The organism is Erythrobacter sp. S259, assembly GCF_057364965.1.
In genome coordinates, this window is the sequence record NZ_CP200286.1 from 254,155 (window position 1) to 266,589 (window position 12,435).

Sequence of the window (12,435 nt, forward strand, 5' to 3'; positions counted from 1 at the left end):
GGCATGAGCGCGGACATCCACCCGATTGGCTCTGGCGCTTCCACCGGCGACCCAGAAACCGGCGAAGCTCCCATTTCGGGAGAGCGCAGTGTCTATCTTGACGCTTATCTTGCGCCCTTCAAGCAGTGGCTTGAGCGCGATACGGTCACGGAGATCATGGTCAATCAGCCCGGTGAGATATGGATTGAAGACGCCGCTGATCCGGGCATGAAGAAACTCGTGACGCCCGAAATTGACGACCGATTGGTGCAGCGCCTGGCTGAACAGGTGGCGCGGGTCAGCCACCAAGGGATCAACCGCGAACACCCGCTTTTGGGCGCAACGCTTCCAGACGGCGCGCGTATTCAGTTTTGCGGACCGCCGGCAAGTCGCAAGCACTGGGTTATGGCGATCCGTCGTCACCGCCGCCTTGACCTGCCATTGGATGCCTATGACACGGGGCCTTTGGCGGGAGAGCAAGCGGTCGCGATGCCCGATCCGACTACGCAGCCAATAGAATTCTTACGTAAAGCCATCCAAAACCGCCGCACCATCCTGATTTCAGGTGGCACCAGCACGGGTAAGACGACGTTCCTCAATGCCATGATGGGTGAAATCCCGCGCGAGGAACGTGTTGTCATGGTTGAGGACACGCCTGAGCTGAAATTTCCCGGCGAAAATTCGGTCGGACTGGTCGCAGTAAAAGGCGAGCTGGGCGAGGCGAAAGTCACGCCCAATGAGCTTTTGCAAGCGGCCCTGCGCCTGCGTCCTGACAGGATTGTTCTGGGCGAGCTTCGCGGCGCAGAAAGCGTGTCGTTTTTGCGGGCAATCAACACCGGCCACCCCGGTAGCTTTTCGACTATTCACGCAAACTCGCTTCGCGGCGCGCTGGAACAATTGTCGTTGATGGTGATGCAGACGGGGATTGGTCTCACCCGGAAGGACACGATTGAATACGCAGCGAGTGTTATCGACGTGCTCGTACAACTCGGCCGCGATGCAAACGGCAAGCGTGGGATCACAGCGATTGCGGAGAGCAAAACGCTCCTTTGACAATGGCGCAAAAATCACCATCTGGAGGCCGCGCAAGGGAGCGAAACCGTAGTTGATGAGCAATCCAGAGACATTAAATGCAGCCAATGATGAGGACGCCTCTCAGCCGCCGGTCTCTGCCGCGTCGCCTCCCTCGGTTCCTCAGGCGGTAACAGCGGCTGGCGGAGACGCCTATTTCAACCGTGAACTCTCATGGCTTGCCTTTAATGAGCGGGTCCTCGCAGAAGCAGGCAATGAGCGGTATCCGCTGCTTGAACGACTGCGCTTTTTGTCGATTTCGGGAAGCAATCTCGATGAATTTATGATGATCCGTGTGGCGGGGCTTGTCGGTCAAGCGCAGCGCGGCATCGCAAAGCCCGCTATCGACGGTCGCTCACCCAGCCAGCAATTGACGGCGATCCGGGAGAAGACCGCTTCGATCTCCGCGCGCCAGCAAACGATCTGGTCTGAGGTGCGCGATCTCCTTGCTGAAACAGACATTCACATCGCCGATGAGCAGCGCGTCAAACCGGCGGCCCATGAATGGCTTGAAGCATTTTTCCTCGAGGAGATTTTGCCGGTCATCACCCCGCAAGCGCTCGACCCCGCGCATCCTTTTCCCTTCGTCCATAACGAGGGAATGGGCCTCCTATTTACACTGACGCGTGATGAGGATCAGGAGCAGATCATGGAAATGATCCTGATCCCGACTGCACTTCCGCGTTTTGTCCGTGTTCCAGGAGATATCGCTGGCGCTGGCGAGGCCGTCTATATCTCCATCGCCTCGCTTATTCAGCGTTATGCGAAAAAGCTGTTTCCCGGGTTCACGATCGAGGGCGACGGGCTTTTCCGTGTGCTGCGCGACAGCGATATTGAGATTGAGGAAGAGGCAGAGGATCTTGTGCGTACCTTCCGCAGCGCCATTCAAAGGCGCCGCCGCGGTCAAGTGATACAGTTGGAGCTTGAGGAGGACTTCGACCTTCAAGCCGAGGAAATACTGCTCAGCCAATTGGGCGTGCATGAGGCCGCCGTTATCAAAACCGATGGCATGATCGGCATTGATGGACTGTCAGAGATAATTGAAGAAGATCGTCCTGACCTTAAATTTGATGCCTACTCCCCCGCTATCCTGAGCGCGTGCGCGAGCATGATGGTGATGTGTTTTCGGCCATTCGGGAGAAGGATATCATTGTCCATCACCCCTATGAAAGCTTTGAAGTTGTTGTCGATTTTATCCGGCAAGCGGCAGCCGACCCTGATGTGGTGGCGATCAAACAAACCCTCTACCGTGCTGGTTCTCAAAGTGCGGTCATCAATGCCCTTATCGAGGCGGCAGAAAACGGGAAATCCGTAACAGCTGTGGTTGAACTCAAGGCGCGCTTTGATGAGGAACAGAACCTCAAGTGGGCAACCAAGCTTGAGCGTGCCGGTGTGCAGGTCATCTATGGTTTTACCGATTGGAAAACCCACGCAAAAATCGCCATGGTCGTAAGGCGAGAGGGCGGGGGCTTTCGCACCTATTGCCACTTTGGCACTGGCAATTATCACCCGATTACCGCGAAAATTTACACCGATATGAGCTTCTTTACAGCGGACCCGAAACTGGGCCGGGACGCAGCGAAGATGATGAATTTTGTGACCGGATATGTGGAGCCTACAGGGCTTGAACACATCGCCATCGCCCCGCTCAATTTGCGTGAGGAGCTTTACGCACGGATTGATGCAGAAATCGCGAATGCGAAAGCAGGAAAGCCCGCAGTCATTTGGATGAAATGCAACCAGATCACCGATAGCGGCATGATCGACCGGCTCTATGCGGCGAGTGATGCAGGCGTGATGGTTGAATTGGTCGTGCGAGGCATTTGCTGTTTGAAACCGGGAGTTCCGGGTCTTTCAGAAAACATCCGCGTAAAGTCCATCATCGGCCGTTTCCTCGAGCACAGCCGGATATACGCTTTTGCCAATGGTCAGCCAATGCCCTCACCCGAGGCACGGGTTTACATATCATCAGCAGATTTGATGGGCCGAAACCTGGATCGGCGGGTGGAATCGCTCATTCCGATCCTTAACCGGACAGTGCACGATCAAATGCTGCAACAGGTGCTCTTGGCCAATATGCTTGATGCAGAGCAAAGCTGGTGGCTTCACGCAGATGGGAGTTATTCCCGTGTCGAAGGTATCGCTGACGGTGACAACAAGCCGTTTAACTGCCACAGATATTTTATGACCAATCCATCTTTGTCAGGTCGCGGCGGAGCGCTTGAGGCTGACGGTGTGCCAAAACTCTCGCTGCGCAAAGGGCGCTCTGGATGAGTTCGGCGCAGCGCCGGGGGACCGCGACGGGACATTCTCTGGCAATACGCCGGGCCGCGCCATTATTGATATTGGCTCAAACACCGTGCGCATGGTCATTTATGGCGGCACGATGCGTGCGCCCACTGTGCTGCTCAACGAGAAAGTGACCGCCAAGCTTGGCCGCGATATTGCGAGCAAAGGCGTTCTTGCCGAGGAAGCGCTCGATCTGGCGATGCGCGGGCTGAGACGGTTTGCGCTTCTCTTGCGCGATCTGAAGGTTGACGATGTTGACGTGGTCGCGACTGCCGCAGTGCGCGAGGCGAGCAATGGCAGCAAGTTCGTCAGTCAGATCCAAGGTCTTGGGTTTCGACCGAAAATCATCACCGGCGAAGAGGAGGCGTGTCTCAGCGCCAATGGCGTGATGGGGGCATTCCCTGGTGCACGCGGCACTGTCGCGGATTTGGGCGGCGGCAGTCTTGAGCTTGTGCGCCTCACGGACAAGGGCCCCAAAGACGCGGTATCACTCCCGCTTGGTACGCTGCGTCTGCCCGATTTTCGCGGGGATAGCCGCGCGGCTATGCGCAAGGCTTTGGAAAAAGCGCTCAAAAAAGGCGCTCCAAAAATTGCCAAAGGTCAGCCGCTTTACCTCGTCGGCGGGACGCTTCGCACCATGGCGGTGTATGCTATGCAGGAAGAAGGGCACCCATTGTCCGACCCCCACGGATTTGAGCTGTCGGCAAGCGAGGCAAAGCACTTCATTGGCAAAGCGCTTGCTGATGAGACAGTAGAGACACTGGCGGCGCGTGACCGCATTTCGTCAATGCGCGCTGAAAAGCTGCCCGATGCATCTGTCTTGGCAGAGGCTATGCTGAGCCGGTTTGCTCCTTCCCGCATTGTTTTTTCGTCCTGGGGCCTGCGCGAAGGGCTGCTGTACGCTTCGCTTCCTGAGCACAGCCAATCGCGCGATCCGTTATTGGCCGGTGTTTCGGCGTTCGCAGCACAGCGCGGTGCGCCTGCGACATTGGCGACGCGAATTGCTGGCTGGACCGTCGATGCGGCTCCGTCACAAAATCATGGCAGCGAACGGCTTCGGATGGCGGCGACCATGCTTGCGCTTGCCTCTATGCAGATCGAACCCAACATCCGATTGCCGCAGGCGGTAGATTGGGCGTTGCACAAGCGCTGGATTGCGATCAACGGCAAGGAACGCGCGATGTTGGCCGCTGCGATTGCTGCTAATGGCAATGCGCTTGATCTGCCAAATGAAGTGACAGCATTGGCGAGCGCAGAGGCGTTGGATGAAGCGGTTTGCTGGGGCCTTGCCCTGCGTCTTGCGCGCAGGCTCGGCGCAAGCTCTCGCCGTTCGCTGCAGGAAAGCAGGCTGACGGCGGAGAAAAATGTTCTCACCTTGCGCCTGTCCGAAGGTCAGGCGGCCTTGTTCGGCTTTTCGACTGAGAAAGACATAAAACTGCTAGCAGGACGGTTAGGGCTTGATTGGACCGTTGAGATAGTACCGGGCGACGCGCTTCAATTTGTGAAGGCGGATTAGGATTTCGTTCCGGAGAATGGCGAAAAATTGGTGTCGGTGTCGTACAGATCGACCCCTTCCGCTTTCTTAAGCTTGCCAACCACGAAATAGGTCACCGGAGTAAGCGCTGCTTCCCAAAGCACTTTCAGCAGCCAGTTTGTGATCATGACCGTAATCACCGCCTGTGTGCTCCAAATGCCGAGAAACGCGACCGGGTAGAAGATGAGGCTGTCAACGCCTTGACCTACAACCGTCGAGCCAATTGTACGGCTCCAAAGCGCCTTGCCTTTGGTCCAGACTTTCATCTTGGCCATCACATATGAGTTTACAAACTCGCCCGCCCAAAAAGCGACAATTGAGGCAACCACGATGCGCCAAGCATTACCAAACACGGCGTTGTATGTTTCTTGGCACACAGCGCCCAATGGCGCATCTGGATCGCCTGCGAGCACGATAGGGCTGGCGCCCTCGAAGCAAGACCAGCCATCAAATGGCGGGAGGCTCACCACCACATAGCTCATTGTGGTGTAGAATATCATCGCCGCAAAACCGGTCCAGATAACCCGGCGAGCGCGGGCAAAGCCATAAATTTCGGTGAGGATGTCGCCGATGACATAGCCTAGCGGAAAAAACAGTATGCCTGCGCCATAAATGAAAACGCCATCTGGTGCGGGCCACCAATCAGCCGGCCACCAGCTGACCTCGACAAAAGTGAGTTTCGCTGCACCAATGATGTTTGATAGCAAGAGGATTGCGACAAACGCCGCCATCACAAACTCATAGTATTTGAAGGTAACAGGCACTTTGCTGCCGGTTTTAACGCCTTCAGCCGGTTCAGGGGCAGTTGGAACTTTTTCCATGGGCAAGTGCGTTAGCGCGATTTGAAACTCACGCAAAGCGCGCTATGGGCCGGGACGCTGCGCGCCCTTAGCTCAGCTGGATAGAGCACGGGATTTCTAATCCTGAGGCCGCAGGTTCGAACCCTGCAGGGCGCGCCATTTTCACTTCGTTCAAATAATCACGCCCTCGTTTTAAGTGGTTCGAGCTCGCCGACTAAGTGATCTGAGCTTGCGCTCGCCGGGCGCGCTATTCTTCTGATTTGCTCGGCGATGTTCCATTCGCGCTGTTGGAGGCGTGCCGTTTGGCTCGCGAGCCCACAAATTTCGCGCCTTGCGCCAATTTCCATGTGCCAGAAATGCTAAGGCCCACACCTTCCCCCCGAAGGTGTGGGCCAGGCGCCGCAAGGAGTGCACCACTCCTTGCGCTCGGGTCGCCTTTGTTAACCCCCCGCTTGTCCTAACCGCGCTGCGTGAGTGCTCTTTAGGTACAATTGCGTGCGCGTTCTGTGATGGGCATCACGATTTTGCATCAAAGCATCAGATTGCGCTGTATGCATTGTACGAGTAGGCTTTCTTGCGGGGGTGACTTTCTTGGGGGAAAAATGAACGCAATCGAAGCAATCATCGACACGCTCGCACCAGACAGCCTGCTGCGCGCACTTTCCCATGAACAACTCGAAGCGCTGCTTGCAAAATCGACGCGGCGCGAGCTGAAGAAGGGCGATGTGCTCATCAATCAGGGCGATGAAGATGGTGACTTTGCGGTCTATCTCTTATCAGGCGCGCTCAAAATCAGCTTTGTGAGCGCCAGCGGCCGCGAGATTATTCTCAACTATTGTGCGCCCAATGAACTGGTCGGTGAAATCGCTCTTCTCGATAGCGGCCCGCGCACAGCATCGGTGACAGCAGTTGTGCCATCTGCGGTCCTGCTTTTGCCAACGCGCACGTTCCTCGAGACGGTATCGACCAACCCCGCATCAGTCGTTGGGGTCATGCGCGAGCTTGCGCGGCGGGTCAGGCAATCGAACCTTGTGGTAGAAAGCGACCGGACCTTTTCTATGGGGCCCCGCCTTGCGCGCGCGCTCGTTCGATTGATCGACCAAAGCGCCGATAATGGAAGGCTGGTCTACAGCCCGAGCCAAAACGATTTGGGCGCATTCGCCGGGCTTGCGCGCGAAAACGTGAGCCGGCTTTTGTCCGAATGGGAAAGCCAAGATATCATCGTGCGCGAAGGTCGATCGCTCAAGGTATGCGATGCTGAATACCTTGAGCTTCTGGCCGAATTTGGGGACGATGCTTAGGCCGGTTTTATTTGTTTTGCCGCCCATCAATCAAGCGCTCGACTAACGACGGATCAGCGAGCGTTGAAGTATCTCCCAAAGAGGCAAAGTCATTTTCGGCGACTTTTCTCAAAATGCGGCGCATGATTTTGCCAGAGCGCGTTTTGGGTAGACCATCGGTGAATTGCAGAAGATCCGGCGTTGCGATCGGGCCGATTTCCTTGCGCACATGCGCGCGAAGCTCGGCATAAAGCATATCGGATGCCTCCACTCCGGCATTCAGCGTGACATAGCAATAAATGCCCTGTCCTTTGATATCGTGCGGATAGCCCACAACTGCTGCCTCTGCCACGAGCGGATGAAGAACTAGCGCGCTTTCGACCTCGGCGGTGCCCATGCGGTGGCCTGAGACATTGATCACGTCATCGACGCGGCCGGTGATCCGGTAATAGCCATCTTCATCGCGCTTGCACCCGTCGCCGGTGAAGTACTTGCCTTTATAGGTGCTAAAATAGGTCTGCACAAAGCGTTCGTGATCACCGTAAACTGAACGCGCTTGGCCGGGCCAGCTGTGCGTGAGACACAAATTGCCTTCATTCGCGCCTTCCAGGACAGTGCCTTCATTGTCGACCAATTGAAGCTGCACCCCAAAGAATGGAAGGCCAGCCGACCCCGGCTTCATATCGTGCGCGCCCGGAAGGGTGGTGAGCATGCAGCCGCCTGTTTCGGTCTGCCACCATGTGTCGATAATGGGACAGCGGCCTTCACCCACAACATCAAAGTACCAGCGCCAAGCCTCCGGGTTGATGGGCTCGCCCACGCTGCCAAGCAGGCGCAGCGATGAACGCTCGCGGCTTGTCACATACTCATCGCCTTCGCGCATCAACGCGCGGATCGCGGTGGGGGCGGTGTAGATGATATTAACCTGATGCTTGTCCACCACATCCCAAAAACGGCCATGGTCGGGATAATTTGGCACGCCTTCGAAAATAACCTGTGATGCGCCGTTGATGAGCGGCCCGTAAACCACATAAGAATGGCCCGTCACCCAGCCAATGTCAGCAGTGCACCAGAACACCTCGCCCTGCCTGTAGTCAAAGATGTAAGGGAATGTGGTGGCTGTCCAAACGCCGTAGCCACCGGTTGTATGGAGCACCCCCTTGGGCTTACCGGTGGAGCCCGAGGTGTAGAGGATAAACAGCGGATCTTCTGCCGCCATCGTCTCGCAAGGCACCGGGTCATCCGAGCGAACGTCGTCAAACCAGTGATCGCGGCCCTCTTGCATGACGATATCAGTGCCCGTGTGATTGACGACAAGAACGCTTTCCACGCCTTTAGCGCCTTCGATCTGAAGCGCAGCATCGACATTCGCTTTCAGAGGGATCGGCTTCGAACCGCGCAATCCTTCGTCAGCGGTCACAACAAAGCGGGAGCCGCAATCCTCGATCCGGCCAGCCAAGGCCTCTGGCGAGAACCCTCCAAAAACCACAGAATGGACCGCGCCTATCCTTGCGCAGGCGAGCATCGCGGTCACACCTTCCACCACCATCGGCATGTAGATCGTCACCCGTTCGCCTTTGGTAACGCCGATTGTCTTAAGCGCGTTGGCCATGGCAATAACCTCGCGCTGCAATTCGGCATAGGTGAGCGTGCGCCCCTTAGCAGAAGGCTCATCAGGCTCGAAGATAAGAGCAACGCTTTCACCTTGCCCCGCATCGACGTGGCGGTCGACGGCATTATGGCACAGGTTCAATTGCCCATCTTCAAACCATTGAATTTCGACCGGATCATAGCTCCAGTTGGAGCCTTTTGTCGGTTCATTAACCCAGTCAAGACGCTTTGCCTGTTCTAGCCAAAATGCATCAGGTTCGCCAATTGAACGCGCGTACATCGCGTCATACTGGTCAGCGGTGCACAAAGTTTCGTGGGCAGTATTTGGGCGCTTGACGGTTTCGGACATGTGTCCAACTCTCCAATGGAATTGTTCTTGGCGCTATCATTAGTCGCAAGAACCCATTCAAAGGAAGACCTCAAATTTGGCGCTAGCTATCCGGCCCTGACTTCTTCCAGAAAGCTGTCGACCTGCGTGCGCAGGGTTGCTGCCTGTTGCTCGAGCGCTGTGGCACTTGAAAGCACCTGACTGGCAGCGGCACCGGTCGATGTTGAAAGCTGCTGCACTTCTTGGATGTGACCTGCGACCTGCTCTGTCCCATTCGCCGCCATATCAATGCTGCGAGCCAGATCCTGACCAGCAAAGCTTTGTTGATCCACTGCGGTGGCGATCGACACGGCAAAGCTCTCAAGTTCTGTCACCTCGCTCGCGATGGACCGCAACGCTGAGACGCTGGCGCCTGTGGTCTCCTGCATTGCGCGGATTTGCAGCGCGACTTCTTCGGTTGCCCTGCTGGTCTGCATCGCAAGCTCTTTCACCTCGCTTGCAACCACGGCAAAACCGCGCCCCGTTTCCCCGCCGCGTGCCGCCTCGATTGAGGCGTTGAGCGCTAGCAGGTTTGTACGCTGCGCAATCGTCTGGATGAGCTCAACAATGTGTCCAACCTCGCCAGCGCTTTCAGACAATTTGGCAATTGTCGCATCGGCCTCGTGGGTCGATGCGGAGGCCTTGCGGGCCAACTCAGCGGACGCTGCTGCTTGGCGGCTGACTTCACCAATGGACATGGCAAATTCGTCAGAAGCTGCGGCAGCAGCGGTAGAGCCTGCGTTCGCCTCCTGCATGAAGGTGGTGACTTCTGTTGTACGGGTTGAAGCTTGCTGAGCGCTCGCAGCCATCGCGCTAGCTGTGCTTTGCAGCTGGCTTGATGCGCTGGCGACTTTCCCGACCACATCGCCAACCTTATGCTCGAAACTGTCCGCAATTCTTCGCAAAGCGCGCTCGCGTTCGAGCCGGTCATCCTCACGTTGCTGTTGCAAACGCTCCTGCTCCTCAAGCTCCTTGCGCGCTTTTGCCGTGCGTTCCAAGCTCATGCGTTCAAGGCGAATAGCACCCTGACGAAGCACCAAAACCGCCCGCGTCATATCACCGATTTCATCCTTGCGGTCGCTTGCTTCGATTTCGAGCGAAAGTTCGCCTTGAGAAAGGCGCTGCATATGCTCCGAGAGGCGGGATAAGGCATTGCCTACATGGCGATTGAAGTATCGCTGAGCAATCAATGTCAAAACGATGAGCAAGCCAGCAAGACCAATCCAAAGCCAAATCATGTTGGTGATCATGCCATCGCTTTCGGCAGCCAGTTGGCTGGCACTTTGATCGAGTGCAACGGCCAGACCGCGTGCGCTTTCGAGCGTGCTTGTTCCTATCACAGCAGCGCTGGGCGCTTGTGATGAGGGTGAAGCGTTCTCTTCACTGTTTGACAATGCGGCTTCAAATCGGCCGCGCGCATCCTTTACGGTGCCGGAAAGCGAGGCAATTTCCTGCGAAACATTGCCCGGGTAGTCCTTTTCAATGACGCGTAGTTTCTCAAGCGAGATTAAAGCCTGGTCGATCTTCGATACCGTAGAGCTCGCGCTGGTATTCCCTCCGGTTGCCACGAAGGCTTCAGAATGGCGCTGGGCCTGAGACAGCTCAGTCAAAAGGCGTTCAGCAACAAACGCGGCCCGGTGCGCATTGGCGGTCTCTTGGGCGTAGTTGCTGATTTGAATAAAGGCCAAAATCACAGCAAACCCTGCGAATAGCGCGACCGCCAAATTTAGGCCAAAGAACAACGTGATTTGGCGCCCGATAGGATAACCATTGAGGCTCGCCCAAATAGAGCCCGGTAACCCGCCGGGTTTGCTGTCTATGCCGGGATTTTCAGCTGCGCTACCGGCAGACAAGTCGATTGCATTTTGAAGGGCGCTCATCGGGCAGCCTTCAACCTATCTATCGTATGGAGATGCTCTTTGGCTGCCATTGGTCGTTCGGGCTGAGGTGCACTTTGCTGCGCGGTTATAAGGGTGTTTACCTCCGGCGCAGGCATAGCTTTATAATAGAGCCAGCCTTGGATTTGATCGCACCCGGCGAGGCGCACCAATGCGGCCTGATCTTCGGTTTCCACCCCTTCTGCCGTGACGCCCATATCCATCGCCCGGGCGACGGTAATGCTTGAAAGCATCATGGCGCGGCTGCCTTCGTCATGGCAGGCCTGATCAATCAAGCTTCGGTCAATCTTGAGCTTTTCAAACCGAAACTGGCGCAGGAAACCGATGGAGGCATAGCCGGTTCCGAAATCGTCCAAGGAAATCTTGACGCCGAACTTGCGGATCACATCAAGGCTACGTTCTGCGACCACTGGGTCCAGCACGAGGCATGTCTCTGTGACTTCCAACTCGAGAAGATGTGGCGAAAAGCCGGTTTCTTCGAGCAGTTCGCCCATCTTGATTGCGAATTCGGGATTGCGCAATTGGGCTGCCGAGATGTTGACCGAAAGAGTGATGCCTTCCCAGCGGCAGGCTTGCACCATCGCCTCACGCATCACCCATAAGCCAATCGGATTGATCAAACCTGATTTTTCCGCAACCGGGATAAAGACATCGGGGCCAATCTCTTGGCCATCAGACCGCTTCCATCTCAGCAGCGCTTCGACCGCTACGATATGACCGGCGTTCGCATCAACCAATGGCTGATACGCCAGCGTGAACTCACCATTCTTTAGAGCGCGGCGAAGGCAGTCTTCCAGTTCGCGAACAACCTCTCGGCGCTGATCGAAGCTGTCATTGAACCATGTGCAGCGCATTCTGCCGCCGCGCTTAGACATGTACATGGCAACGTCCGCTCTGCGTAGCAATTCCGACGGAGGAAGGTGACAGGCAGGGAAGCTCTGCGAAAGACCAACGCTTGCCCCTATCGCCAATTCTCGGGGGCCGACCTCTACAGGGGCGTGAAGGCGCTGAAGAATTTTTCGGCTCAATCCCTCAAGAATAGTCCCTGCTACAGGGCCCGCTGCAACGGTCGCAAATTCATCTCCGCCGAGGCGATAGCATTTCGCTTCCTCATCGACGATCTCTTCCATCAAACGAGCGCATCGTTTGATCAATTCATCCCCTTGGGTGTGGCCGAAATGATCGTTGATTTGCTTAAACCCATCAAGGTCGAACATCGCGAGCGCGAACTCTTCATTGCCTTGCGCCAGTGTCTCAAGGTCCTGGCGAAGTGCAAGACGGTTGGGCAAGCCGCTCAGTGCGTCTTCGCGCCCCGAATTTTCCAGATCGCGAAAATCAGCAAGTGTTTTGCGGTGGAGGATGAATGGCAAAATGCCAAACGTGAGCAGGCCAGTAATGAGAAACAGGCCAGGCTGCGTAAGCGTCACGTTTTCGCGGGCAATGATCGCCAACGCGATTGCGGATACAACCAATGATACGCACGCAAGCGGAAGCAGCACCGATCCAGTTGGCGTCAAACGCATCGCTTTTTTCGGTCCAGCCACACAGCGTCCTTTGTCGGCCCGATATTGATGTATCGCGGCGGATGGTTTTCTAAATACCAATG

Annotated in this window: 7 protein-coding genes, 1 tRNA gene and 1 pseudogene; 5 read left to right on the forward strand and 4 right to left on the reverse strand. The window is 56.2% G+C overall.

Annotated features, from left to right (window positions below):
- The first annotated feature begins 3 nt into the window (after positions 1–3).
- From virB11 to AC0V60_RS01100, 3 genes and pseudogenes are all read left to right on the forward strand, one after another.
- Entirely contained in the window at positions 4–1,032 is a 1,029-nt protein-coding gene (virB11, locus tag AC0V60_RS01090; protein ID WP_486176718.1) for a P-type DNA transfer ATPase VirB11, read from the forward strand.
- Positions 1,033–1,087: 55 nt separating this feature from the next.
- Positions 1,088–3,324: pseudogene (locus AC0V60_RS01095) on the forward strand (RNA degradosome polyphosphate kinase).
- Positions 3,284–4,855 (forward strand): Ppx/GppA phosphatase family protein, encoded by a 1,572-nt coding sequence (locus AC0V60_RS01100; RefSeq protein ID WP_486176719.1) that lies wholly within the window; start codon positions 3,284–3,286, stop codon positions 4,853–4,855. Before AC0V60_RS01095 ends, AC0V60_RS01100 begins: the two are co-directional and overlap by 41 nt.
- On the opposite strand, the gene AC0V60_RS01105 is transcribed toward AC0V60_RS01100, so the two are convergent.
- The gene (locus tag AC0V60_RS01105) at positions 4,852–5,694 is read right to left on the reverse strand and encodes a queuosine precursor transporter (RefSeq protein ID WP_486176720.1); all 843 of its coding nucleotides are present in this window, start codon (positions 5,692–5,694) and stop codon (positions 4,852–4,854) included. The two genes, AC0V60_RS01100 and AC0V60_RS01105, sit on opposite strands and share 4 nt — an antisense overlap.
- Before the next feature lie 61 nt (positions 5,695–5,755).
- Between AC0V60_RS01105 and AC0V60_RS01110 the strand changes: the two genes are divergently transcribed.
- Both AC0V60_RS01110 and AC0V60_RS01115 read left to right on the forward strand, forming a co-directional pair.
- Positions 5,756–5,832: transfer RNA gene (locus AC0V60_RS01110), tRNA-Arg, on the forward strand.
- A gap of 443 nt (positions 5,833–6,275) precedes the next feature.
- Positions 6,276–6,974: a Crp/Fnr family transcriptional regulator gene (locus tag AC0V60_RS01115; RefSeq protein WP_486176721.1), complete on the forward strand. Its 699-nt coding sequence runs from the start codon at positions 6,276–6,278 to the stop codon at positions 6,972–6,974.
- Between the two features lie 7 nt (positions 6,975–6,981).
- Here AC0V60_RS01115 and acs read toward each other — a convergent pair whose 3' ends face one another.
- From acs to AC0V60_RS01130, 3 genes are all read right to left on the reverse strand, one after another.
- Positions 6,982–8,913, reverse strand: a complete 1,932-nt coding sequence (gene acs, locus AC0V60_RS01120) for an acetate--CoA ligase (protein WP_486176722.1) — start codon at positions 8,911–8,913, stop codon at positions 6,982–6,984.
- Positions 8,914–8,999: 86 nt separating this feature from the next.
- On the reverse strand, positions 9,000–10,811 hold the full coding sequence (locus AC0V60_RS01125; RefSeq protein WP_486176723.1) for a methyl-accepting chemotaxis protein: 1,812 nt from the start codon (positions 10,809–10,811) through the stop codon (positions 9,000–9,002).
- Positions 10,808–12,373: a putative bifunctional diguanylate cyclase/phosphodiesterase gene (locus AC0V60_RS01130; protein ID WP_486176724.1), complete on the reverse strand. Its 1,566-nt coding sequence runs from the start codon at positions 12,371–12,373 to the stop codon at positions 10,808–10,810. The genes AC0V60_RS01125 and AC0V60_RS01130 overlap by 4 nt, the downstream gene beginning before the upstream one ends.
- Positions 12,374–12,435 lie beyond the last annotated feature (62 nt).